Origin of the sequence: Enterovibrio norvegicus DSM 15893, from assembly GCF_900115495.1 — a bacterium.
Lineage (GTDB): Bacteria > Pseudomonadota > Gammaproteobacteria > Enterobacterales > Vibrionaceae > Enterovibrio > Enterovibrio norvegicus.
Genome location: NZ_FOWR01000001.1, coordinates 1 through 26,800, shown reverse-complemented (window position 1 = coordinate 26,800; position 26,800 = coordinate 1). Strand labels below are relative to the sequence as shown.

The window sequence follows — 26,800 nt, the reverse complement described above, 5'->3', positions numbered from 1 at the left end:
ACTGTCTACCTACTGGTTTGTATAGGTGCCGACTACAGCCAACGTTCCATACGGAGTAACGTCCACGATTCTCCGTTAAAGAAACGTGTCTTGGTGTGATCAGGCAATACGACAAACCCCAAAGAGGAATAGCAGGAAATCGCCGCTGTATTATGCGCAAACACCGCCAAGGAGACTTTATACACGTTCGGAATCACCCGCGCTTTTTCCAACGCCAGCGCAACCAATTGGTGCCCTAAACCTTTACCTCTTTGCGTCGGTGAAGCAATGAGCACACGACACAAACGGTACTCATTGTCCGACACACGAAACAGCTCGATGTAGCCCACCGCTTCTTGATGATGCTTTACCAAATACGCTGCTACTTCTTCACGCGCAATGTGCGTACAGATCTGAGCAGGCGTCAGTGGGAAAGAAAACGCTGGCCCACCCCACTGAAAATTTGCCTTGGCATCAGGGATCCAAGCGCAAAGCTGCGCCGCATCATTTTCACTGAAGGGCACAAGCTCCATTATGCTGGCTTCTCACTACCGGAAATATCATCCTCATCATCCACGGCATCATCTATCACTTTGTCCAATGGGTGATCGGTAAAATCATCAAGGTAATCTTTCGGCGGTGGCGTCCACTCACGTTCCGTCAACCCGTGTCGATCCATACGATCTTCATCCATGGCATCACGAATGGTTTCTTCCAATTGGATAAACAAATGTTGATAGTGGTTATCGTACGATTCTGTTTCTTCGCCGCCCATCCAAGTTTCATACAACATTTCAGAGCTGCTATTTTCTAAGCGAAGGTACTTGGCTTTTTGCTGCTCGACCAAAAACGGGTGCACACCCAAGCAGCGCAGTGACGTTGCACCGACTTCAATCGCGGAGTGGAATGTTTCCTTCTCGACATGATCTGCCCCCGCCGCTCTCAACATGTAGGAATGCCCACGGTCAAACGCGCGCGCAATGATCTTCACATGTGGATACGTATGCTTCACATATCTCACCAGCTCGGTCGTGGTTTCTTGATTATCCATAGACACCACCAACAACGACGCTTCTTCAATGCCCGCGGTGTGCAGCAGATCAGGACGTGTCGCATCACCGAAGAAGCTCTTAATGTTAATTTGACGAAGGTTTTCCACTTGGGTGGCTTCGTAATCAAGAACAACCGTTTTTACGCCATTTGCCGTCAGCAAGCGGTTAACCACCTGACCGAAACGACCGACACCTGCAATGATGGCAGTGCCTTGCTCGTCAATTTCATCCGCTTCCCGATTATTCGACGCTTTTTCATAGCGTGGCAAGATGACTTTGTCATACAAGATGAACAACCCAGGTGTTAGGAACATAGAGATTGCGACCACCAGCGATAGCAACTGAGCGATGTCCATCGGCAACACATGGTTTTGTGTAGTGAAGCTCAAAAGAACAAAACCAAACTCACCCGCTTGCGCAAGGCTCAATGCAAACAACCAACGGCTGCTCCCTTTGATTTTGAAAATAAAGCTCAGTAGCAACAAAATGAGGGCTTTCAACACCATCAACCCAATGGTGAGGCCAATGATCAAGAAGAAATCTTCGAACAAAATACCAAAGTTGATGCCCGCACCTACCGTGATGAAGAAGAGCCCTAGCAACAGCCCTTTAAACGGCTCGATGTTAGATTCCAATTCATGACGGAATTCGCTGTTCGCCAAGATAACACCCGCAAGGAATGTACCTAGAGCTGGCGACAACCCCACAAGGCTCATTAAAGCCGCGATGCCAATGACCAGCATCAATGCGGTTGCCGTGAATATTTCCCGAAGGCCGGAGCTTGCTACAAAGCGGAACAATGGGAGGCTCAAGAAATGTCCACCGACCACAACCCCCGCAATGGTGCCTGTGATCACTAAGCCCATCGCCCAACCCGGTAGGCCCGCAACCAAACTCATTTCTTCATGGTGTTCTGCTGCGTTTGCTGCTGCCGTTTGCGCCGCAGCCACCAGCTCAGGCAGCGCGAGTAGCGGTATAAACGCCAGCATTGGGATCACGGCAATATCTTGGAACAAGAGAACAGAAAACGCATTGCGTCCGCCTTCTGTCTTGGTCAGCCCTTTCTCATTAAACGTTTGAAGGACAATCGCTGTTGAAGACAGCGCGAAGATCAAACCAATTGCCAGAGAGATACTCCACTGTAAACCAAAGCTAAGCGCAATGGCCATGACCGCTACCGTCGTTAAACCGACTTGCAGGCCACCCAATCCCATTAAGCGATTACGCATCGCCCACAGCATTTTTGGTTCAAGCTCCAAGCCGACCAAAAACAGCATCATCACCACACCGAATTCTGCGAAATGCTGAATGGTGGTGGTTTCATCCCCCACAAGACCCACAACAGGGCCAATCACCACGCCTGCGATGAGATAGCCCAGTACCGAGCCTAAGCCCAAGCGTTTTGCGATTGGTACTGCGATAACAGCTGCGACCAAATAGATGAACGCTTGCAGAAAAATACCCGTCATGATGTCGCTCCTTTCATCATGGTGCTGAGGTTGGCTGCCGTCACTTTTTCACGTTTCGCGACAACATCAAGATCCAGCGTGTCACTCACTAAGGCCGATAACAGCTGGCGATAGCCTTCGGTATGGCTGGCAACTTTTCCATCCTCTAGCGCAGTGCGAGACCCGAATAAAGAAAACGGTGCCATATAACGCATACCCACGAGATTCGACATCTGTTCTAGCGGATGCAAAAGCTCACGAATTTTAAAGTGGTTATACCCATCAGCTTTATAAAACTCTTCTTTACCACCGGCAGAAATCGCGCACATAAAGGTTTTGCCGTGAAGCGCGGTTCCTTGAGAGCCATACGCAAACCCATATTCCAGTACCAAATCCTGCCACTCTTTCAAAATAGAAGGTGTCGAATACCAGTAGAGGGGAAATTGGAAGATCACGATATCGTTCGCCAACAAACGCTTCTGCTCGCGATCAATATCAATGTGTAACGTCGGGTATTCTGCATAAAGATCGACAGCGGTGACACCCTCTGCTTGTTGAGCCACCTTAAATAAAGGTGCATTTACTTCAGAGCGGCGCAGCGAGGGATGTGCAAATAGCACCAACACCTTCTTAGGTGTCGTGCCGAGGTCATTATTTTTATCGTTTTCCATGGTTTGTCCTTTTTACATCACGCTAGATGTCTTTTTACTCTGTCTACCCCGCAAGGCAGGCGCATAAAAAACATGGCTGTGACAGGGGTTAACTAGACCCCATATTCTTCCGTCCAGTCTCTCAGCTTTTCCAACACACACAGTGCAGAGCGGCCAAAATCCGTAATTTCATAACTCACTGCGATTGGGCGAGTACTCAGTACGTTGCGATTGACCAATCCATATTGCTCCATTTCCTTGAGCCGTTGGTCGACCATTTTTTTGCTCGCACCCCCCAATTGGCGACAAAGGTCGTTAAACCTCACAGGCTCATCTTTTAAATGCCATAAGATAGACGCCTTCCATTTTCCGCCAATAATCCGCATACCCCGCTCTATGGGGCAGGGTTCTAAGCAAACGGCAGGTTTCGCTTTTGCCGCTATTTCAGCATGCACTTTTTTCGTATTTCCCATTTTTTCATGCCTACCCGTCATCGTTACCTTTACACCTTGCTCAACCAACAGGTGACTAAAAGTAACCTGGTTAACATATGTAACCAATGGTAACAAAGGGGCCGCTCAATTTTCAACCACACACATTGGTACTCAGTGTTAAGTTAGGTAATCACTGAAAACAAATAGAACGAGTAAAGTCAGAGATTTATATCGGTTTTTTGAAAAGTATGTCGTCGCAAAAATGGGACTACTAAAAAAAGAGCTAATTTAGGGTTCTCTTTGATACTTGGCGAGATAAAGACATATTCAATCGCAGACATAACTCTGGAGAAGCCTATGTTGTCGGCTTGCGAAAAAAGTAACTAGGTTACAAAAAGTACACTGATTGACAGCCTAGCAGTTCAACAACAAAGTAGGTGGGGAAAAGAGGTGAAACCCAAGCTCGCAAGAAAATCAAAAACAGCGATAACAATTACACGAGGAGCCTGATAATGAGCTATACCAACAAACTTCAAGCGGGTGGCGCATTCCCGGCCATCACACTGTCAGATCTGGATGGCAATGCGCACACCTTAGGAAAGCCGCGCGAAGGCGCAACATGGCAGATGGTGGTGGTCTACCGAGGTCGCCATTGTCCCTTATGTACCAAATACCTTAATCAGCTCGAAACCTTCAAGTCGGCCCTTGCCGACATTGGGGTGGACATTCTGGCCGTTTCTGGCGACAGTCAAGCACAGCTTGAAGAACACCTGTCTCGCATGGAGGTATCGTTTCCGTTTGTCTATGGCCTAACCGAAGTACAAATGCGTGAGTTAGGCTTGTATGTGTCGCTGCCGCGTTCAGAGCAGGAAACAGACCATCACTTCGCGGAACCTGGTCTCTTTGTCATCAATGAACAAGGCACAGTGCAAGTGGTCGATATCGCCAATAACCCGTTCTCCCGACCAGACTTACAGACCTTAGTAAACGGTTTGACGTGGATACGCAACCCAGACAACAACTACCCCATCCGTGGTACTGCGCCTTATTAAGACGCATCACTGCATTTTGGACGCAAAAAAGGGCGCTGTGATGTTCCCTTTTTCTTTCGTTTTTGCTTGTGCCAGTGTGTGAGTGAACGTCTTTGTCACTCTATTTTGTTGTGCTTGTGAAAAGCAGTTTCAAGCCAAACACCAACATCACTGAACCCAACACCCTATCAACCCAGTGGCCGACTTTCTTGAACTTCGCTTGCACTGATGGCTTCGAAAGCACCAAGGCCACAGACCCAAACCACACCATTTGTATAAACATCATCCATGCGCCCAATAATGCCAGTTCGATAATCGGCATATCAGGAGAAAGTACAAGGGTAAACACAGAAAGGAAGTAAAGTGGCGCTTTAGGGTTGAGTGCGTTACACACAAATCCCATCGAGATAAGTTTGCCCGCAGAACGCGGTTTGATATCGGCTTGTTGCTCGTCATCACCGACCGAGGCTTTGCTACGAATGCCCTTCCATCCTAGGTAAATCAAATAAGCAGCCGCCAGATATTTCATGACGGTCAAAATCGCAGACGATTCGCTGATCACCGTCGCCAAGCCAATAGAGGAGTAAACAATGTGTACAGAGAGACCAAGTGCAATACCGAGGCTAACAAGTAGCCCTGCCCGGCGGCCATGCACCAAAGACTGCTGTGACACCATCACGAAATCTGGCCCCGGCGAAGCTGCGCCTAGCAAATGCACCAGCGTTAAGGTTAAAAACGCCTGATAAAATTCCATACTTTCACTCCCTTCTGATTGTTTCTTGTTCAACGAGTGATATTCTGCCGATCTGAAATGAATTCAACCACGTATTAGTGAATAAATAACGTTACAGGAACTTGTTGAATGACGCTCACAGTTTTCTACGATGGTAGCTGCCCTCTTTGCGTGGCAGAAATGGATCAGCTTCGCGCCCTGAACACTGACAATCATCTGCGGTTTGAAGACATTCTCGCGCCTGACTTTCCATCGCGTTATCCAACTATCGACCCTGTGGCAGCGAGTAATGTCCTTCATGGCATTCTTAGTGAAAGTAATACTCCCAACGAAAACGAACGATTGCTGTTGGGTTTAGACGTCACGCACAAGGCATGGGCTTTGGTGGGTAAAAAGCGTTGGATTGGCGTGTTACGCTGGCCCTTTATTCGCTGGTTTGCTGATCACGCGTATTTGTTCTTTGCGCGCAATCGCTACCGCATTTCTTTCCTATTCACAGGAAAATCTCGCTGTGAGCCTTGCACCAAAGGTGCGTGTGACCTTCCTCGCTCTTCGTCGAAATGACCAAATTGACGAGGATTTTAACCTGATTTGATTAATGGGTATTCAGTTAACACGCTGTTATGGCTTAAATTATTGACTTAATTATTGATTAGTCGCACCATCCTTGTTTAGCGAATCCCGCCGCATTGCTTTGTCATTTATCAATCGCGTTATAACACGATCAACGAAAAGCGTAAGACGGCGACCATCAATAATTACCGTTTGCAATAGACATGAAAACGACCGATACCCTGACCCCTTCACAATTCCTGCCCATGCTCCCTGTTGGCACGCCATTGACGCTTGAGCTTCGATACAAAGACCAATCCAAGGCCTTTGGCGGTGCGTCGCGTGTGATTGGTTATCGTGACAAGAAATATGTATTGATTGAAATGCCTGCCGATCGCGAGCTGGGGAAACTGCTGGAAGATCCTTCGATGTTTCATGTCGTGGTTCGCGGATTATCAGCATCTAAGTTTGGCGATATATTCGCATTCCAAAGTCATATTCTGAGCGTTATGCATCGCCCCGAGAAAATGCTCGCGATTGCGATCCCACCATCTATTGGCATACATAGAATGCGGAAGAATCCACGTTTTTCGATTTCTCGCATCGTTCAGATTGAATTGGATGATCGCATGACGATTGCAAAGCTATCCGATATTTCGCTCACAGGCTGTGGCATTAGAGTCACCAGCAGTTTGTTCGTCGAAAAAGGCCAAGCCATTCGTGTGGTGTTCAACAAGCTGTTTGATTCGCCTCTCGCGTTTTCCGGTGAGATCGCTAACTTACAAAACAGCGGGGAAGGCCTTCAACTTGGCGTGTGTTTCAGTGAAAAGCCGCCTCACCGCATTCGCGAAGCCATCGCGCATTTACTGGCACAGGCAGAGTTGACCGATATCTACGACCAGCTTGAAAGCACCGTCGCATGATGTTTTTTCGGTAAATCCACGTCATGATCTGCTAACGTGGTGTCATATTCACAAATGGCAGTAAGACCCTCATGCAGAAAACATTTATCGACGGTGATTTGCTTTTTCGCCAACATACTTTCGATCTTCCCCTTGATTACACACAGCCAAATGGTGCCACGCTTTCTGTGTTCGCGCGTGAAGTGGTCGATCTCGATCGTGAGGGAGACACACTCCCTTGGTTAGTCTATTTCCAGGGCGGTCCGGGGTTTCCTTCTCCACGCCCTGATGCACGAAGCGGTTGGCTAAAACGCGCATTACAACAGTATCGCGTTCTTCTACTAGACCAACGTGGCACAGGGTTGAGCTCACCACTGACCCATCAGACCCTTGCTCATATGACGGACGAAGAACAAGCGAATTATATTTCGCATTTCCGCGCAGATAACATTGTCCATGATGCAGAAACGATCCGTGAAGCCTTCGGCGTGAAACAGTGGTCAACCCTTGGGCAAAGCTTTGGCGGCTTTTGCTCGTTGACGTACCTATCGTTCTATCCCAAAAGCCTTACCTGTGCCTATATCACGGGGGGTGTTCCCTCTCTAACGCGCCCTGCTGACGATGTATATCGTGCCACCTATCAGCGAGTACTCGATAAAAACCACGCCTTGTTTGCGCAATTCCCATCTGCACAAGTGCGCTGCGCGGAAATCGCGGATTACCTGATGGATAATCATGTCACGCTTGCCAATGGGCAACGCTTTACCGTGGAGCAATTCCAGCAGATCGGGATTAATCTGGGTCGCAGCGGCGCCAACCTGCCCATGTACTATTTGCTTGAAGAGGCATTTGTTGAGACCGCGCAGGGCAAGATACTAAGCGATACCTTCTTGCACGCCATGCTTGCCGAGCAAAGCTATCAAACCAATCCTATCTATGCCTTTTTGCATGAGCCTATTTATAACCAAGGCGATGCGTCAAATTGGTCTGCACACCGCGTTCGTCACCACGCTTTCCCAGAGTTCAACTATGAACAAGGCAAACCCTTCTTGTTTACCGGTGAGATGGTGTATCCGTGGATGTTTGATCAGATGGAGAACCTAACATCATTGAAAGGCGCTGCAGATCGATTGGCATCAAAAGCAGATTGGCCAGCACTGTATGACGTTGATGCTTTGGCCAGCAACACCGTACCTGTCGTTTGTGCGGTGTATGCAGATGATATGTATGTAGAAATGGATTACTCGTGCGAGACACTCAAAGGCATTCCGAAGAGCCGCGCATGGATCACCAATGAGTATGAACACAATGGTCTTCGTGCAGATGGCGAGAGAATTTTAGACCGCCTAATCAGTATGGCTGACAATATTAAAAACTTGCCATAACCACCACTTGGTCACGTTAAGATAAAGCGTGGCCAATTTCTCATTGTTAATTTGTAAAGTCTTGCCGTATCCGCCAAATAAAACTGTCACTTTCCGCCCGGAATAAATGTTAAATAAATGCTATTAAAACCTTGTATTAATGCAATAAATACATTTAAAGCACTCACAATAAGGTGTTTTTTCAATCACTTGAAAAAACAATGAGCATGGCAGCGTTTTTATTCTACCCTTATCGCTTTACAAATGCCGTTCTGGTTATAGAATCCCGCATCTTCTGACTATTTTCCATTCAGGTACTTCAATGAATCCGACACGTTTTGGTAACGTGATGGCAGCGATAGCGTTTCTTTTATGGGGAGCCATGCCGCTTTACTACCAATTTATGCCTAACGCCGCTATGGATGAGCTGCTTGCCCTAAGAATCGCTGCATCGGTGCCTTTCCTCTTGTTAATGCTGCAGTGTCGGAAAGGCAAAACGCCGAATTGGAAAACGCTTACTGCAGACAAACGTTCTTTTAGCTTCTCTGCGATTGCTTCTTTGATGATGTGTATCTCATGGAGTGCATTTACATGGGCAATGACCAACGATCGCGTGTTAGACGCAAGTTTGGGTTTTTTCATTAATCCACTCTTAGTGATTGCTCTCGGTGTGCTCGCATTCAAAGAAACACTGACACTCGGTCAAAAAGCCGCCGTGGTTTTTGGCGCACTCGGTTTGAGCTATCAGATTGTCCAGTACGGTGAAGTACCTATTGCAGCCATGCTAATGGCGATATTTTTTGCGATGTATGGTTGGTGCAAACGCTACGTGAATTATGATGCGATCACGTCTTTGTTCGTTGAATGCATCGTGCTGTTCCCGATTGCCGCCATATATATGGCTTACAAAATCGGCGCTGGCACCAGTGTTGCGGTATCTGGGGATTTCTCGACACTTTTGCTGTATTTAGGGGCTGCGCCTATCACGCTTTTGCCTTTGTTCTTCTTCTCTGAAGCCGTGAAACACGCCAAAATGTCGATGGTTGGTCTCATGCAATACATTGAACCCAGTCTGCAATTTGTATTGGCAGTGGTTCTGTTTGGCGAAGCGTTTGATAGCATAAAAACCGTGAGTTTTGGCCTGATTTGGTTTGGTCTGGCGATCACCATTATCGAGGGTCTTGTGACAGTAAGGCCGAAACCAGATTTACCCCAGCATTAACATGAATAATCAACATCGATAAGCGCTTGAGGTCGAGCTTCTTGGTCTCTGCGCTATATCAATGTTTCCGCTACACTTTCGCACTCCAATCCACGTTCAGGCCTCGCGCTACTTTCACCCCTTACCCGCACCTTCAAGCACTTCTTCAATGTGCTGTTTACTTAGCGCAGGCTGGTAAAAATACCCTTGTACAAACTCAATATCACACTCTCGAATGAACGCCCTTTCTTCTTCACTTTCCACGCCTTCTGCAATCACGGTGTATCCCATTTCATTCAGTGCGCTACTTATGTGGTGATACAAAATCTTACCTTCAGGTGATGAGGCGTTTTCTAAGAACTGACGATCGAGTTTAACGAAATCAGCCTTCAGTTTTGCCAACATAGAGAGACTGGCATAGCCGGAACCAAAATCATCAATGGCCACATGAAAACCTTGCTTTTGAAGCTGTAAGATCACTGATTGTGCTTCAACTTGGTTTTGGATGTAGCCCGATTCGGTAATTTCAACCACTAAGGGAAGGCCACCTAACATCGCCTTAATATTGTCGATATGCTCTGAATCCAACAACGATTCCACCGTCAGGTTCATGCTGACTTTGGTATGGAGAAGGCCGCGTTGTTTCCAATCTTTCATATCCAACGCCACTTGCTCCAAGACCCACACATCAATGGAACTGGCCATACCTGCAGAAATGAAGTCTTTCAAAAAAGCGGGACTACTTACCACGCCATCTTTTTCAATTCGCAACAAGGCTTCTAGCCCTGACAACGCGCCCGTTTTCACGTTGTATTGCGGTTGATAGTAGACTTTCAAATCCCCTTCTAAGAGTTGCTTCATGTGATCATTCACCGTTGCAACTTGCTCGCCCAATTCGTTCTGTGCTTTGTTCAGCAGCATGTCGCCGTGTGCCAACACTCTGCCATTAAGACGCAACCGCCGCGCAAGCTTATCGCCGAGCATTTCATTGCTGTCCACCTCAAAACGCCGAATGAAAGGCCGATATATCAGTGCGCCAATTGCAATAAGACAACCTTGCACCAACACCGCCATGGCATTGCCATCCGTCGCCAACCACACATTCGCAAACACTGGCGTAATCCAACTAAGGTCGAGATTCACAACGCTAATGGGGAACACAGAAAACAGCATGAATGCCAGGAATTGATTAACAAGCGGCACTAAAATGAAAGGGATGGCAAGCATGGGGTTATAAATGACAGGCAGCCCAAACAGCAAAATTTCATTGATGTTCAACAGTGCAAAAGGCAGCGATATTTTTGCGATAGCACGGCCATGTTGATTACGTGAAAAGAGAAGTAACGCCAAGATCAAAGACCAAGTACCACCCGCACCGCCTGGTACGGCAAACAAATCAAAAAACTGAGTGAACGGAATATTCGAAACGTAAATGTCTGTGACAAATTGGGCGTCAAAGAAGGTGTAGTATGCGGCAGCCCCGTGAATACCCGCCAACCAGAACAAATGAATGAAGAAGTTACACAACACACTTTGCCACTGCATAGAGAGTTCAGCGACCCAACTGACAAATGGCGTAAGCGAAAAGTGGTGCATGATAGGCGCTATTAACAAAGCAATGAGGTAGATAACGATGTACGGCAACGTCGCATCGATATGCCGTTTTAAAGACCGATTCAAGACCCCTTTTCGATCGATAGTAAAAGTGAAAACACGACGTAGAACGACATAAAACACACTCACAAAGACGGGAATAGCAATCGCTTGTGGCAAAACGAAGTCACTGGAAAGCGCGATACCGTCTTCTGAAAATTGAATGTACCCAGAGAACTTGAGAAACAACAGCAAGGTTAAAATAGTGGCGTGGATCCGTTCATAAGAAAAACCGAGCGCAAGGTGATAAGCCAGTGATATCGTCAACAACAGAGGGAAAACAAGCCCAAATAGCTGTGACAACAAGCCAGCCATGCTGGGTTCCATAAACAAAAAATGCGCATTGATAATATTGAACAATATCCAAACGGAGCGCAAAAACATAAAAGGAAGAAGAGCGAGCACTGCTTCTCTAAGAGAGTCTAAAAATATTTTAGGTACAGATAGGACATTGACTGCGCGTAACATGCACCTCTCCCATTATCATTCTCAAAAAAAAGAGCACAATCCCGGAAGGAATAAACACACCTCTTCATTCAGACCTTTATTTTCACCCGCACATGGTAAACGTAAACTTACCATTGCCTCATGTCCACTTTACGAGAATTATTAAAAACAAACACACCCCCTACCCACACACCCAAAAAATTATAAAAGAAACATTATTAAAGAATGAAAATATATTTAAAAATGGTTTAATTAAACAACCATTAGCAATTAAATTAAAGAAAATTAAAACGTGAAAAATTAAAAGAATCACACATACACCGAAAATTACACGTCTATAATTTTTACTGTTTCTTAGTAAATACAGAATTCCGGCTCATTATCGTTACAGTTGAATTAACTCTTTAGAGAAATAAACAAAAAACCACACGTTTTTTGTTCTTGAACTACTCACAGAAAAAAGACGAAAAAAAAACCAGTGAACTACCACTGGGCTTCTCCGTTTTATCTGTAATCGCTACATCACATTATACGCCAATGACAAGTGACGCTGCCGTTGAGACGATCAACGCGCCCACCATTGGAATGGCAGTACGTTTTACCAGTTCAAACGGTGATACACCTGCCACTCCCGCCACCGCGACAACAGCACCCGTAATCGGCGACATTGAGCGCGCAATACCAGACGCAAGCTGCATCGGCATTAACATCGCCACGGCAGGAATTCCCACTTTACCCGCGATGTCAGGCACGATAGCAGCAAAGGAGAAAAATGGCGCATTGCCCGATCCCATGATGATGGCAGCCAGTGCAATGATCAGTACCATCAAGATAACCATCAGTGCAGGAGAAACACTTGCCGCCAACGCACCATCAATGACGGTGTTCAACAAACCTGTGGTTTTCAGGCCGTGTGCGAACGTTTGACCCGCAACAACAAGGGTAACAACGCGAGCGAACTGGCGACCCATACTATCGAAGTACACCAAAATATCGCTGAAAACAGATTTTGGTTTACGACGGAAGGTTTCACACAACATCGCAACTGCAATCGAGACGAACATTGCTGTCACCACATCGATCTTCACGGACTCAATCGCCATCGGGCTGAAAATCAGCAACAACGCCAAAGGAATAACGGGCAGCAAAGCATACCAAATCGGAGGGTTACACTCGCTTTCGCTTGCGCTGATTTCAGTGTCGTTATTCTCCACTTCTCGTCTATCGAACCAGCGTTGAACAAACAAATGCAGTATTGCAATCGTGACCATGGTGATTAGCGCGACGGGAAGTTGATAAGAAATGAAGTATTCCGTCACAGGCATGTCTGCCGTGCGAGCGGCAAGGTTTGCGTTCCCTGAAGCTGGCCCCAAGTCCAAACAGGCCGCAGTCGCAATCACTGCGGTCGCCGACATTTTGCTCACGCCCAAGCGAACCAAGATTGGATACAAAGTCACCATCAGCAACAAACCAAGCCCAGATGCACTCGGTATGAAGATATTGAGGAATTGACCTATCAAGTAACCCAAAGCCATCACTAAATAGGGTGCTTTGAAGTACTCCAGCGGTTTAATCGCAATGCTCACCAGCGCGCGGGAAGCCCCGATATGATCCATGTAGTGCGCGAAACCACCCACGGCCATGATGATGAGGCCAAGACCTGCAACCGTTTTACTCGTGGTCTGTTTTACAAAGGTGAATATATCGAGGGCAACAGAGCCGCTTGATGCTGATTCAGGTAACGGCATGCCTGTTTCGAAGAAAATGCCGGCGACCATGAGGATCATACCGCCGATAAACAGTGTCGTTTGTGGGTTGTAACGTTTTACGATGAGGTAGCCGACAGCAAAGATCACTATCAAGCTAAAGAGCGTTGTCATTCATGCTTCTCCATAAACAAAAATTGACACGAAGGCTTATGGACACCGTGGAAAGATTCAGTCCATAACGTGTCATTTCCTTCTTTGATTCACACAAAGAATCAAAGAGAAGCAGATATCTAGCAGTCCCCCAAAGTACACACAATGATTTTCAACTTGATGAATAAATCAGCCATTGATGAATCTATTGATCGTATCAATGAGATGATTTCGCATCAAAAACAAACACGTTCCGCAACATGCCGTTTTGTGATTTTTATAATTTTGTTCTTGGACGGAGAGAACATAAAGACAGTATGTTGCCAATGAACATCATTTTGGTGAGCACGCTCGGCTAGAAGATTGATATGGGGTATACCTGAGATGTTCATCGCTTAACTCTTTGAGGTCCCATTCCAAATTATCAATCCAGATTTGGAAGAAAATCACATCAAACGCCTTCTCAACCTTTCAGTTTCTCCACACGTTGGCACTAAACCACAAGCCATTAACACCCCTCTGAACACGCCCTTTTTCTGTAACTACCGAACTGGGTACAAAAAAAAGCACCCGAAGGTGCTTTTCAATGTTGTTTCGTTTTGACGAGATTAGTCGTCTAACTCTACCAATTTCGTCGAACCGCCGTGGTGCTTTTCACGTAAGCGCTGAATCAAAGCAAAGAAGCCAGGAATCAGGAATGTACCGGCCAACAAGACGCACAACAGGCCGCCCGTTAGAGAAATACCCAAGGAGTTCTGACTGATATGTCCCGCACCGCTTGCAAAAATCAACGGCATAATACCGAGGATAAATGACCAAGACGTCATGTTCACCGCGCGGAAACGAAGCTTACCGCCTTCCACTGCCGCATCTGCAATCGACATCTCTTTCTCTTCACGCTCATACTTACCGAATTCCACGATAAGAATCGCGTTCTTCGCAGCCAGTGCAATCAAGAGAACCAAACCAATCTGCGCATACAAATTCAGCGGTGTGCCTGTCATTGCAAGCGCAAGGAAGGAACCCAGCGTCGCGACGGGCACAACGAGAATGATCGCTAACGGAATACTCCAGCTTTCATACTGCGCCACCATGAACAAGTAAATGAAGATCAGTGCCAGAATGAAAGCATAGATAGCAAGGTTACCGGCCTGAACTTCTTGATAAGCCATGCCAGTCCATTCGTACTGGTAGCCTTGTGGCAGCATTTCAGCCGCAACACGCTCCATCGCAGCAATCGCATCACCCGATGAATAACCCGGAGCGGGTGAGCCTTGAATGACAGCTGAACGGTACATGTTGTAACGCCATGCCACATCAGGCTCAAACACTTGCTCAACATCAATCAAGGTGCTGAGAGGGATCATATCCCCCGAGTTTGAACGCACGTGGAATCGACCCAAGGAATCAAGGTCGTTACGGTAATCCGAGTCTGCTTGAATCGTGACACGGTAGTTCTTACCGTACATGCTGAAATCGTTCACATACATCGACGCCAAGTTACCTTGAAGCGTGGTAAAGATTTCAGAAAGTGGAATACCTAACTGCTTGGCTTTCTCTCGGTCAATATCCACATAAAAGTGCGGCACATTTGCGCGGAATGTACTGAAGGTACGCGCAATCTCAGGCTGCTCATTCGCTTTTACCATCAACTGCTGCATCAACATGGCAAGGTCACTTCGGCTGCGGCCTAACGTGTCTTCCAACACAAACTCAAAACCCGATGCGGCCCCCATTCCTGGAACAGCTGGCGGCCCCATCGCAAACACGATCGCTTCAGGCAAATACATTGCCGCTGCGCCGTTAATGCGATTGGTGATAGAGAACGCATCATGCTCACACTCAAGCGCCTGACGGGTTTCCCAGTCTTTTAGCTTGATGAACATGGAAGCTCCGTTCGATGCCGCAGCACCCGTTAAGAACGCAAAGCCGTTCGCGACGGTTGCACCATCGACGCCCGGCTCGTTCTTCACGATTTGCGTCAGCTTGCGTGTCACTTCTTCCGTGCGCGACAAAGAGGCAGCATCTGGCAACTGAATGTTGACCAATAGCACGCCTTTGTCTTCTTGCGGTACAAAGCCAGTTGATGTGGTTTTCGCGAAATAACCCGCGGCTCCAACAGCAACAACAAACAAGGTACCTAGCACCACGGTTTTTCGAACGAGGAAACCCGCGACCGAGCCGTATTTGTTTGTGACTTTTTCTAACCCACGGTTGAACTTCTTAAACCAACGCGCATGGTTGTCTTCGCCTTGTTTCAAGACAAGAGAACACAGTGCTGGTGACAGCGTTAACGCATTGATAGAAGAAATCAGTACTGAAATACAGATAGTCAGTGCGAACTGACGATACATGATACCTGTGATACCCGGTAGCATCGCCACAGGCAAGAACACCGCCAACAATACCAAGGTGGAGGTAATGATCGGGCCCGTCACTTCCTTCATCGCGATCAACGTGGCTTGTCGCGGTGTCAGACTCGGGTCTTTCGCCATGTTGGTATCAACGTTCTCGATAACCAAGATGGCGTCATCCACAACGATACCGATGGCCAATATCAAACCAAACAAAGTCACGGTATTGATGGTAAAACCCGCCGCCAACATGATGGCAAACGTGCCCACCAGTGATACGGGGATCGCAATGACAGGAATCAAGGTCGAACGGAAACTGCCCAAGAACAGGTAAGTCACGGCGATAACCAAGAGCACGGCTTCAATCAGTGTTTTGACCACGCCTTTGATGGATTCCGCAACGAACAAGGTCGTGTCATAGCTGGCTTCATACGCCATGCCTTCAGGGAAGTTCTCTGAAAGATCGTCCAAGCGCTCCATGATGAGACCACCACTTTCCAGCGCATTCGCGTCAGACTGGAGGTTCAAAATCACGATAGATGCTGGGCGATCTCGGTATTTACCGTTACCCGAATAGAACTTGCGGCCAAGAGAGATATCAGCAACGTCTTTCAAATACACCATGCTGCCATCGGTGTTAGCACGCACAACCACTTGTTCAAACTCTTCCACGGAGCCAAGGCGGCCCTGTGTCACGAGTTTAAAGGTCATTTCCTGTGCGTCGTTAAATGGCGGAGCACCAATATCACCCGCAGCCACTTGCACGTTCTGTTCCGCAAGCACGGAACGAATGTCAGACGTGGTAATGCCAAGGTTGGCCATTTTCTCTGGGTTCAACCATACGCGCATGGCGTATTCACCACCGCCCACAACGTTCACTTCACTGATGCCTTTTACACGCGCCAGTTGGTCTTTCACGTTGAGATTGATGTAGTTAACCAGAAATTGGTCGTCATACTTCCCTTCAGGAGAATAGAAGTTCAACACCATCAACAAGTCAGGAGAACGTTTCTTCACCGTCACGCCAACCTGGCGCACCTCTGGCGGCAGTTTAGATTCAATCTGCGCCACGCGGTTTTGCACGTTCACCTGTGCCATGTCAGGGTCAGTGCCGATGTCGAACGTCACGTTCAAGCTGTATGAGCCGTCATTGGCGCTTTTTGAGGACATGTAAATCATGTTCTCTACGCCGTTGACCGAGGTTTCAATCGGATCGGCAATGGCCTGCTCTACCACTTCAGCACTTGCACCTGAATAAATCGCAGACACGTTAACGGAAGGCGGGCTGATTCTTGGGTATTCTGCGACGGGCAGATTGAGCAATGCGATTGCCCCCGCCAGCGTCAGAATAATCGAAATAACCAGCGCAAATTTTGGACGCTGAATAAAAAAGCGGCTCAACATCGTCGATTACGCTCCCTGATCTTGGAGACGTACAGTCATGCCGTTACGAACACGTTGCAGACCTTTCACCAACACTTGCTCTTCAGTCTGCAAGCCGTCTTTGACGATAACGCCATCGTCAGTTTGCACACCTAACACCACGTTACGACGTTCAACAATGTTCGCTTCTTTCAGCACCATGACGTAATCCCCTTCCAGATCGGTTTGTACCGACAGACGTGGGATCACAATGCTAGGGGTGGCTTTCTTATCGCGCACTTCGACTTCCACATATTGGCCAGGCAACAAGCGAAATTCAGGGTTTGGGAAGCTCGCGCGTAGGGCAATGGTGCCCGTTTTTAGATCAATACGGTTACCAATGTAGTCAATGTGACCTGCGTGTTTATAGTCATGCCCTTTGCCAAGGTTCAGGAAGACTTCTGCATTTCCACTGCGCCCTTCGCCACTGCCCGAGATCAAATCTGCACCCATGTTTAGACGCTGCTTCTCGCTCATGGAGAAAGCCGCTTGCATAGGGTCAAGGCTGACGATGGTTGTCAGCACACCCGTTGATGGTGAAACCAAGTCGCCAATACTGGCATTACTTTCACTGATACGGCCGGTAAAAGGAGCAACTATTTCGGTATGGGCCATATCAACTTCAGCGCCTTTCAACTGCGCTTCCGCAGATTTTAGCGCCGCTTCTGCCTGCAGTTTCACCGCGGTTAATCGATCAAATTCAGACTGGCTAATGCCACCTTTAGGCAAAAGATCTTTTCCGCGTTCCCAATCCAAAGAAGTATTGGTTACGCCTGCCTTTGCCTGCGCAATCGCGGCATCCGCGCTCGCCACTTTGGCTTCATACAAAGAAGGATCGATTTGATAGAGTTTTTGACCTTGAAAAACCAACTCACCTTCTTTGAAAAAACGTTCTTTCAGGTAACCAGACACTTGCGGAACAATGCTGACATCTTCAACGGCCTGCGTTCGCCCAACGAAGGTTTGACGCGCTTGATAATCAATCACTTGTGCAGCTTCGACCGACACCAGAGGAACAAACCCGCCGCCTTGTTGTGCTTCTTTACCGCCGCAACCAACCAATAGTGTTGCGCTAATCAGCGCAGGAAGCAGTAACTTCCGGTTGACCATTTTTCTCTCCTTTTCCTTAACACTCTCCCTTAATGGGATGAATACCAAGGTTTACTGATTACTTTATAAAAACGCATTTCACTTGAGGCCGTTTAATGTGCTTCAAGTCATTGTTTAGCCGACATTCTTTGTGGCCTAAAAATGCACATGATTGCACATACTGATAACAAACAAATAAGGAATGTTGGAAAATACGGCCATGACAGCAGAAGTATGACAAGCGATCCTTTCTGTTAGCTGTACAGCCAAACAAAAAACGCAAAGAATCAGTAACAAGTGAGGAAGAAGTGTGACGAAATGTGTCTAAAAGAGAAGCATGGCGACCTCTCTGCCGCCATGTTGAAAAGGTAGTGTTTTACGACGCCAGCGATGCCATGGCAGTTTTCAATGCATTGTTCAACGTTTCGTCTTTCAACGACCCCGTTTCCATATCGAAATTGTCATAGAAAGAAGGGACAGAAAGACTGGCCGTTACGTCCGCGGCAAAATGCGGTGCAGAGGTGGTCGCAGCAGCCAACACGTTACGCGCACCACCTGGACCCGGAGACGTTGACAACAAGACCGTTTTTTTGCCTTGGAACACTTTTTGGTTAATGCGCGATGCCCAATCAAAAAGGTTCTTGTAAGCCGCAGAATAAGAGCCATTGTGCTCAGCAAAAGAAATCACTAACGCATCAGACTGACCAATTTTCTCGAAAAATGCTTTTGCTTTATCAGGCTGACCCAGCGCCTTTTCCTGATCAACGCTGAACAGCGGTAATTCATAATCATTCAGGTCGAGCACTTCCGTTTCTGCGCCATCAACCAGACTGGCTGCATACGTCACCAATTGTTTATTGATGGATTCGGTGCTGTTCGAAGCTGCAAACGCCAATACTTTCATTTTCTCTCCTTGAAGGTTTAAAGGTGATGCCTCACCAATATCCCTGCCAGCATACCACTCCCATCGCCCCATGCCAGTACCGCTGCTCAGTCGGTTGTTTTTGTGGCATTTTTATTAACAAAATACCGATTTTTGTTTTGCGTGTTTTAAATTAAAACGGCCTTCAGAAAATAAAAAGTCTTTGTTTATAAAGATATAACCGTACACATCCTCACTTTGGAAATAAACGTCTCATTAGTGAGTCAATACTTAACTACACTTTTCAATGACTAAACAGCAACTTCCTAATAATTCGAACTCACAATCAAGGAACACGGTTGTCGTTATGAAAATATTGCTCAGGTTTGTCAGCGCCATCTTTTTTCTTTTCGTCTTTGCTCCTAGCATCGTTTGGGCAAAGCCTGTGTCTGGGTCGCACTTAAAAGTCTTTATTCCCAGCTTGCCTTATATCTATATTTCACACTCCATCAATGCCGCACTTCTTCGCCCCGCAAACAACGAGCAGGGCTGGGAATATGACATGGCAACCAGCCATAAAGTCATTGACGAACGCACTTACGAGTTCACATTAAGAAAGGGCGTTAAGTTCCAAAATGGAACACCATTTAATGCAGATGCCGTGCTGTTAAATATGGAACATTTCAAAAAAGCCCCTTTTCTCTTCACCAAAATAGACACGGTATTTGATCGCGCAGAGAAGATTGATGACTACACCGTGCGTTTTCATTTAACGCAGAAATACGGTCAATTTTTAAATGATGCCATTTGGATTCAATTCTATACCCGAACGTACTTAGAAAAATTCGGCTGGAACGGCAAAGCAACGTGCCCAAATTTGGCTGAGCCTGGCCCATATGGCCTTGGCCCTTACATCTTAAAAGAGGGTTACATTGAAGGCGATCGACAAACGCCGAACGCAGTGCTTGAAGCCAATCCAAACTATTGGAACCCTGAGTATCCAAAAATTGAAAAGGTCACCGTCTACACTGAGCTTGACAGTAAAGTCGCGCTAGAAAGGGCCATCGACAGAGACGGCGAACTAGATATCATGCCAATCCCGGTGTCGGAGAAACGCCGCGTCAATGAATCACTTTACGCGAAGTTGGTGACTGCGCCGTCTACCGACAATATCGCTATTCACATCAACATGATTACAGGCAACAAACGCCTGCAAGACAGAGCTGTGCGTGTCGCCCTGAATAAAGCCATCGACCAACGTCGTTTACTTAGCAAATATTACGATGGCGAAGGACAAATCAAACCGACTCTCGCCGCCCCGCTCTACCCCGGCGTTGATAAAGTCGTCAAAAAACTCAAAGCCTATTCAGAGGTTGAAGACCCAAAGGCCATTCGCGATCAACTCAAGCGCACCCTCGATGGTTTAGTGCTGAACGTTTATACCCAAGACAGGTACATGCACATATGGAAAGGTATCGATCGCGATCTGCGTAAGGTAGGCGTAAAGCTCAAGTTCGACATTACGACCAGCGAAAAAGATGTGTTCGGGCAGTTGCTCAGTACCAATGCGGGTAAAAACACCAAAAAATGGGACTTACTCGCTTGGGGGGATGATGATTGGTACTACAACCACCCTTGGTCAGCGTTCCTCGTCTATCGCACCCACAACTACTGGAGCACCATCTCACCGGATCCGCAACTTAATAACTACGTGGAAGAGATGTTCCGTGAATCAGTGGGTTCTCCTGCTTTCGACAACGTTTCAGAAAAGATCATGTACCACGTCTATGACAACGGATACATGTTGTTCGTGCCCACGCCTAACAAGGTGTTAGCCGTCAACAAACAGGTGACGTACTCCCCGTACCGCATGGCAAACATGCCGCTTTGGGAAATAGAAGTGTCAGATGATCACTGGTCGGTTCGCTAGAAAGAACGCAGACATTCGTTCAGTCACCACGATAAAACCATGTCTGGGAGCGCATCCGCTCCCTGCTTGATGAGAAAGAAGGGTTAACCATGTTTGGAAAGTTAAGAACAAAACTGCTGCTTATCTTCCTTTTCATCGGGGGCGTACCGATCATGGTTGTCGGTTATGCTGCACTCACTAAATCCAGTGAAGCCATGCAAAGCCAAGCCTTTGCACAGCTCGTCAGCATGCGAGAAGTCAAGAAAACACAAATTGAATCCTTTATTGAACGCGCTTATGACGACATTCAAATTCTGGCGGGCAGTGAAGACACCAAAAAAATTCAAAAGCTGCTCCAGTTTTACGCCGTTGATGAAGAGATCAGCGACAATGACCCCTTCATTACTGATACCTATGAGTACGATGAAATATGGAGTTCACAAGGCAGCACCCTGAGTGATTACGTGAATGTGTATGGTTATTCCGATGTGTTCATTATTCAAGCTAACAGCGGGCATGTGGTTTTCTCAGCAAACAGAAACCGCGACCTCGGCGCTAACCTCAAAACGGGTGAACTGAAAGACAGCCCTCTCGCCTCTTTATTTCGAAAAGTAATCGCGTCAAAAGAAACACATGTTCAAGATTACCAGCGCTACGCGCCACAAAACGACGCCCCCACCGCCTTCATCGGTCGTCCTATCGTTGATTTAAGCGGAAACACACTGGCCGTCGCCGTGCTTCAACTCTCTGTCGATGAAATAAACAAGATCATGCTTCAACGCACCGGAATGGGAGAATCCGGCGAAACCTATTTGGTCGGCCCTGATTATTTGATGCGTTCAGACTCCTACCTTGCAGAGAGCACTCACTCGGTGATGTCCTCTTTTGCCAATCCGGAAAGTGGCAATATTAAAACCGTTGCGACCCACAATGCGTTGGCCGGCCTCTCTGCCTACGAAGTGGTTTTCGACTACCGAAATATTCCTGTGTTGTCGGCATACACCTCCATTTCGTTTGGGGATACATCGTGGGCATTGATAGCAGAGATAGATGAATCCGAAGCCTTCGGTACCATCATCGCCCTAAAATGGCTGCTTGGGTTTATTCTACTCAGCGGTGTCGTGATCATCACAGTGATCGCCACAGTCTTTACGCGATCGGTTACCCGTCCGATTATCGAGCTGACTAAAAACCTCGAAACTGTTGCCGTAAGTGGCGATTTTTCTGCGCGCGTGGAAGTGAAAAGCCGAGACGAAATAGGGCAATCTGCAGATGCATTCAATAGTTTTATGCAAAGCACACAGCAAGCATTATCTGAAATCAACAAAGTCATGGAAGGCCTTGCGAAAGGTGACTTTAGCAACCGTATTGAAGCAGATTTCCAGGGGGATTTATTGTCAATAAAAGAAGCGACGAACACGTCTCTGGCTAACGTTGAACATTCTGAAAACCTGCGTGCAGAAATGGAACAAACCGTCAAAATACGGGCAGAGGAAAACGTGCGTGTTCGACAGGCACTCGATAACGTATCCACTAACACCATGATTGCAGATAAAGACTACAATATCATATACTTAAACCGCACAGCCCATGAGTTAATGGAAAGTGCCAAAGCCGATTTCGCCACGCTGGTGCCTCGTTTTAATCCAGACAAGATCCTTGGGCAAAACATCGACTTCTTCCATAAAAACCCAGCGCATCAGCGTAATATGTTAGACCAACTAGATGGCACACATCATATCGAGTTGCCCGTAGGCACGCGCACAATGGCCATTGCTGCCAATGCGATCATTGACGATGATGGCCAACGTATCGGTACGGTGATTGAGTGGACAGACCGCACAGCAGAAGTGGCAATCGAGCATGAAATCGATGGCATGGTCGACGCTGCAAGCCGTGGCGATTTCACCAAACAACTCTCTTTGCAAGACAAGCAGGGTTTCTTCCTTAACCTCGCACAAGGTTTGAATAACCTCACATCAAACACAGACACAGCCTTGGCAGACATGCAGCGAATCCTTGGTTCTGTTGCAAGCGGAAACCTCACCGAACGCATTGAAAAGAGCTATACAGGTCGGTTTGGTCAGTTAAAGATCGATACCAATTCCACCATCGAAAAACTGACCCAAGTCATCAGCAATATCAGGCAAGCATCGAGCACCATTTCAAGTTCATCGAACGAAATTGCATCTGGCAACCGCGACCTTAGCCAGCGAACGGAAGATCAAGCAACATCCCTGCAAGAAACAGCAGCCAGCATGGAGAACATGACGGAGATCGTGAAGCAAAGCGCGGACAACGCCATGCTAGCCAACAAACTGAGTGAAGAGGCCCGCGTAAAAGCGCGTGAAGGCGGCAATGTCGTGATGCGCACCATCACGGCGATGGATCAAATCAGCGGAGCGAGCAACAAGATTTCAGACATCATTGGCGTGATCGACGAAATCGCATTCCAAACCAATCTACTGGCACTCAATGCAGCCGTAGAAGCGGCTCGTGCAGGAGAGCAAGGCCGAGGCTTTGCGGTGGTGGCAGGTGAAGTTAGAAACCTTGCTCAACGCTCTGCAGAAGCCGCCAAGCAAATCAAAGAGCTGATCCGCGATACCAACAAAAAGGTTGAAGACGGCGCGGAATTGGTCATCGAATCCGGTGATACCTTGCAAGAAATCGTCAATATGGTGGAAGAAGTCGGCATCAAAATGGCCGAGATCAGCGAAGCAGCACAAGATCAAAGCTCAGGCATAGAACAGGTGAACATCGCCATAGCCAGAATGGACACCATGACGCAGCAAAACTCGGCCTTGGTTGAACAAGCTGCAACCGCAGGCGAAAGCATGCTCTCACAAGCGCAAGACATGAATGTGATGATGGAATTCTTTACCGTCACTCAAATTGATGAAGAAATCAAAACGCCGATCTTTAAGAAAAAAACCAAACCGCAGAGAAAACCGGTCACACGAACAAGACCGAGTGTTGAAGATGACGACGTTGAGTGGGATGAATTTTAAACGATGAATTTATACCAAAGAGGGAGCGTAATGCTCCCTCTTTTTTATTGAATCACTGATTGACGACTTACTGGCTAATTTATTGAATCACTAGCCAACGGTGGCAAGTGACGCCGTCACGGTATGCGTTTCAACCCGACGCTGACGCTGGATATGACGCCACATCAATGGGATGACAACGGATGCCAGCACAATGTTTGATAACGGCATCGCCATCCACACACCCTGCAATCCGAACAGTTTTGGCATAATCGCAAGGAATGGAAACTGAACCAACATATTTGCAACGGAAATACTGAGCGACGTTCCACCCTTTCCAACGGACAGGAAATACATCGACGCCAAAATAATGAGCCCGTCGAGATACATTGCAGAAAGGTGCAAACGAATACCTAGGGTGGCTTCGCTCACAAGCGCAGGATCACCCGTGGTAAACCAGCCAATGACGTGTTCAGGGAAGGCATTCAACACACCTAACCACAACAATCCCGCCCCCAAAGACACCACAGTGGCAAGTTTCGCAACCTTAGCGATGTTCGAGAACTGTCGAGCACCGTGATAGAAGCTCACTTGCGGTTGCATACCTTCAGCGATGCCTTCTGCAACCACGTAATACAGCGTCATCAAATAGCCGACAATGGCGAACGACGCGATGCTGATTGGCGAGCCATATTCCACAAATAAGCGGTTATGGAATGCCACCAGCACACCGTAATACAGGTACATAACAAGCGAAGACACCCCCATTACCACACTTTTTCTTGCATCACTCACGCTAAATTGCAGAGGATGAGAAAAGACGGATAAGTAAGAGTGGCGCGACAACAAGTAGACAAACGCCATGGCAACCGTTGTTAACTGGGCAATCACGGTTGCCCAGGCAGCCCCAGCTAGTCCCCAATTCAGTATGCCAATAAACAGATAATCGAGAACAATATTGGTCAGCGCACCCACCACCATCATGGTCGTTGCCACAATTGGGCTATCATCATTTCGGATAAGAAACGGCAATGCACCCGACGCTACCGTTGCAACCGCACACAAAGAAAACACACCGATGTAATCCTCAGCATAGGCTTGAGTCATGCCTTGCGCGCCTTGCAAACCGATCAAGGGGTTGCCAAGGTATGTCAGGTACAAGGATGCCAATACACCAAATACGATGATCAGCATGAGGCCGGTAAACATGGCGGTTCTAGCGGCAGGGATCTTTCCCTCACCACGATAAATGGAAACAAGGCTGCCTGAACCCATGCCAATCAGAAGGCCAAATCCGCTCACTAGCGCAATCACTGGCCACGCGATATTGATCGCGGCCAATCCCTCTGAACCAATGTAGTGGCCAACAAAAACCCCATCGACCAATTGGTAGAGGCCATTCACGATCATTGCTGCAATCGCTGGAATGGTATATCGCCAGAATGTACCACTGATCGAACCGTTGTGTTCTAAAGAAGAAGTATGCATAAAAGTTTCATCAAAAAAGGAGGCGGCTATTATCTCTTCTAAACTGATAGAATAAAGTTACAAACTATCCGAAAATCAGATAGATTAAGTCATTGTCTTATTAGGATTACTCCTTCGGTTACCGTTATGAACTGGACACTCGATCAATTAAAGGCCTTCGTTGAAGCGGCTGAAAGTGGATCTTTTTCTGCTGCAGCAAGACGCTTGGGCAAAGCGCAGTCTCGGATCAGTACTGCCATCTCGAACCTTGAAGTGGATTTAGGGTTTGAATTGTTCGACCGCAGCGCCAAATTACCCGTGCTGACAGAGGCGGGAAAAGAAATGTTGGTGGATGCAAAAGCCATCTTGCACCAATGCCAACGCATGAATTCTCGTGCGATGGCTGTCACCGAAGGAGACCCGGTCTCTTTCAACGTCGCCATGGATGAAGCAGTCCCTATTCAGACGTTCGAAACCTTATTCGAAATGCTGGCTGATAATTTCCCGAACTTGAAGCTCACCATACTCAATGGTTCACAAGACGACATTGCAACTTGGGTGAACGAAGGCCGTGCTGACATTGGGTTTATATTCCGCATGAAGCCGCTATCAGAATCGTTAGACTGGTATGATTTAGCAACGCTCAAACAAGTCATGATCGCGCCATGCGATCATCCGCTGAGCAAAATTGAACACCCTCAAGAAGATGATTTAATCACCTATCGGCAGCTCGCCATCAGAGACCGTTTAGGGTATTCACAAGAACAACCCATTTCACCGCGTTATTGGCACGTTGATAGCTACTTTTACATCATTAACTTGGTCATGCGAGGCGTCGGCTGGGCATTTGTACCTGAGCACATTGCAAAGTATGAATGGCACCATGGCCAAGTGAAAATCATCTCTACACAAGAACTGTCCAGCCCACCCATATACACGCTGAGCGTTATCAAACGTAAAGCGCGCGGCTGGGACAAAGTCATGACATGGCTAGATACTACGCTGTTCTCTCTGTTCCCTTCTCAGCGATAACCCAAGATCATGGTTAGAAAAGAAAAACGCCCTTAAAGGTAATGCCGATCAGTTAAGCAAAAAATGATCGGTTGAACGATCCTGAGAGGCTGGCAAAATCCGAGTGTATTTCTACACTCGGATTTTTTTATGTTCTTAAGACAAGCCCTCGACCGAATACACCAATTTTCTGCTGACCAACTCAATGGCCTATCAGATCTCCTGTGCCCCGCTCTCATTAATCAATGCCTTGAAGACACAGGCGTCACGACGATTCGAAAGCGTAGGCTCCCCATGGAACTGATGGTGTGGAGCGTCGTGGGAATGTCACTTTATCGGCATCTATCGATGAGTAAGGTGGTCTCTCAGCTCGATATATTACTTCCAGGTAAGA

The 26,800-nt window shown here is 47.3% G+C and carries 20 protein-coding genes; 9 read left to right on the top strand and 11 right to left on the bottom strand.

Annotated elements, in window-relative coordinates; translation table 11 throughout:
• Window positions 1-32 precede the first annotated feature (32 nt).
• The 4 genes from BM082_RS00100 to BM082_RS00085 all read right to left on the bottom strand — a co-directional run bounded on the left by BM082_RS00100 (window position 33) and on the right by BM082_RS00085 (window position 3,602).
• Window positions 33-512, bottom strand: a complete 480-nt coding sequence (locus BM082_RS00100) for a GNAT family N-acetyltransferase (protein WP_017016533.1) — start codon at window positions 510-512, stop codon at window positions 33-35.
• Window positions 512-2,500, bottom strand: coding sequence for a monovalent cation:proton antiporter-2 (CPA2) family protein (locus tag BM082_RS00095; protein ID WP_074924778.1), 1,989 nt, complete (start codon window positions 2,498-2,500; stop codon window positions 512-514). Before BM082_RS00095 ends, BM082_RS00100 begins: the two co-directional genes overlap by 1 nt.
• Window positions 2,497-3,150, bottom strand: coding sequence for an NAD(P)H-dependent oxidoreductase (locus BM082_RS00090; protein ID WP_017016535.1), 654 nt, complete (start codon window positions 3,148-3,150; stop codon window positions 2,497-2,499). Before BM082_RS00090 ends, BM082_RS00095 begins: the two co-directional genes overlap by 4 nt.
• A gap of 92 nt (window positions 3,151-3,242) precedes the next feature.
• Complete coding sequence (locus BM082_RS00085; protein WP_198928626.1) at window positions 3,243-3,602, bottom strand: winged helix-turn-helix transcriptional regulator; 360 nt, start codon at window positions 3,600-3,602, stop codon at window positions 3,243-3,245.
• Between the two features lie 473 nt (window positions 3,603-4,075).
• Between BM082_RS00085 and BM082_RS00080 the strand changes: the two genes are divergently transcribed.
• Window positions 4,076-4,615, top strand: a complete 540-nt coding sequence (locus BM082_RS00080) for a redoxin family protein (protein WP_017016536.1) — start codon at window positions 4,076-4,078, stop codon at window positions 4,613-4,615.
• Between the two features lie 100 nt (window positions 4,616-4,715).
• Here BM082_RS00080 and BM082_RS00075 read toward each other — a convergent pair whose 3' ends face one another.
• Window positions 4,716-5,348, bottom strand: a complete 633-nt coding sequence (locus tag BM082_RS00075) for a LysE family translocator (protein ID WP_017011421.1) — start codon at window positions 5,346-5,348, stop codon at window positions 4,716-4,718.
• A gap of 108 nt (window positions 5,349-5,456) precedes the next feature.
• Here BM082_RS00075 and BM082_RS00070 point away from each other — a divergent pair, with 108 nt between their 5' ends.
• The 4 genes from BM082_RS00070 (at window position 5,457) to rarD (ending at window position 9,367) form a co-directional block, all read left to right on the top strand.
• The gene (locus tag BM082_RS00070) at window positions 5,457-5,891 is read left to right on the top strand and encodes a thiol-disulfide oxidoreductase DCC family protein (RefSeq protein ID WP_017015325.1); all 435 of its coding nucleotides are present in this window, start codon (window positions 5,457-5,459) and stop codon (window positions 5,889-5,891) included.
• A gap of 212 nt (window positions 5,892-6,103) precedes the next feature.
• The gene (locus BM082_RS00065; protein ID WP_074924777.1) at window positions 6,104-6,802 is read left to right on the top strand and encodes a PilZ domain-containing protein; all 699 of its coding nucleotides are present in this window, start codon (window positions 6,104-6,106) and stop codon (window positions 6,800-6,802) included.
• Window positions 6,803-6,873: 71 nt separating this feature from the next.
• Window positions 6,874-8,166, top strand: coding sequence for an alpha/beta fold hydrolase (locus tag BM082_RS00060; protein WP_074924776.1), 1,293 nt, complete (start codon window positions 6,874-6,876; stop codon window positions 8,164-8,166).
• 301 nt (window positions 8,167-8,467) lie between these two features.
• A complete protein-coding gene (rarD, locus tag BM082_RS00055) occupies window positions 8,468-9,367 on the top strand; it encodes an EamA family transporter RarD (protein ID WP_074924775.1) in 900 nt (299 codons plus the stop codon).
• A gap of 114 nt (window positions 9,368-9,481) precedes the next feature.
• Here the strand turns inward: rarD and BM082_RS00050 are convergent, their stop codons facing one another.
• From BM082_RS00050 to BM082_RS00030, 5 genes are all read right to left on the bottom strand, one after another.
• Entirely contained in the window at window positions 9,482-11,314 is a 1,833-nt protein-coding gene (locus BM082_RS00050; protein ID WP_074924774.1) for an EAL domain-containing protein, read from the bottom strand.
• 659 nt (window positions 11,315-11,973) lie between these two features.
• Window positions 11,974-13,326, bottom strand: coding sequence for a C4-dicarboxylate transporter DcuC (gene dcuC / locus BM082_RS00045; RefSeq protein WP_017016543.1), 1,353 nt, complete (start codon window positions 13,324-13,326; stop codon window positions 11,974-11,976).
• A gap of 587 nt (window positions 13,327-13,913) precedes the next feature.
• Window positions 13,914-17,063: an efflux RND transporter permease subunit gene (locus BM082_RS00040; RefSeq protein ID WP_074924772.1), complete on the bottom strand. Its 3,150-nt coding sequence runs from the start codon at window positions 17,061-17,063 to the stop codon at window positions 13,914-13,916.
• A 6-nt stretch (window positions 17,064-17,069) separates the two neighbouring features.
• Window positions 17,070-18,191, bottom strand: coding sequence for an efflux RND transporter periplasmic adaptor subunit (locus tag BM082_RS00035; protein ID WP_017016545.1), 1,122 nt, complete (start codon window positions 18,189-18,191; stop codon window positions 17,070-17,072).
• Window positions 18,192-18,546: 355 nt separating this feature from the next.
• A complete protein-coding gene (locus BM082_RS00030) occupies window positions 18,547-19,074 on the bottom strand; it encodes an NADPH-dependent FMN reductase (protein ID WP_017011412.1) in 528 nt (175 codons plus the stop codon).
• Between the two features lie 325 nt (window positions 19,075-19,399).
• Here BM082_RS00030 and BM082_RS00025 point away from each other — a divergent pair, with 325 nt between their 5' ends.
• Both BM082_RS00025 and BM082_RS00020 read left to right on the top strand, forming a co-directional pair.
• Window positions 19,400-20,962, top strand: a complete 1,563-nt coding sequence (locus BM082_RS00025; RefSeq protein WP_017016546.1) for an ABC transporter substrate-binding protein — start codon at window positions 19,400-19,402, stop codon at window positions 20,960-20,962.
• Between the two features lie 89 nt (window positions 20,963-21,051).
• Window positions 21,052-23,949, top strand: a complete 2,898-nt coding sequence (locus BM082_RS00020; protein WP_017016547.1) for a methyl-accepting chemotaxis protein — start codon at window positions 21,052-21,054, stop codon at window positions 23,947-23,949.
• A gap of 90 nt (window positions 23,950-24,039) precedes the next feature.
• Here the strand turns inward: BM082_RS00020 and BM082_RS00015 are convergent, their stop codons facing one another.
• A complete protein-coding gene (locus BM082_RS00015; RefSeq protein WP_074924770.1) occupies window positions 24,040-25,416 on the bottom strand; it encodes an MATE family efflux transporter in 1,377 nt (458 codons plus the stop codon).
• Between the two features lie 126 nt (window positions 25,417-25,542).
• Between BM082_RS00015 and BM082_RS00010 the strand changes: the two genes are divergently transcribed.
• Together BM082_RS00010 and BM082_RS00005 are read left to right on the top strand one after the other, a co-directional pair.
• On the top strand, window positions 25,543-26,427 hold the full coding sequence (locus BM082_RS00010) for a LysR family transcriptional regulator (protein WP_017011408.1): 885 nt from the start codon (window positions 25,543-25,545) through the stop codon (window positions 26,425-26,427).
• A 129-nt stretch (window positions 26,428-26,556) separates the two neighbouring features.
• Window positions 26,557-26,800: transposase domain-containing protein (locus BM082_RS00005; protein WP_208862506.1), on the top strand; the 244-nt coding region annotated here is incomplete at its 3' end.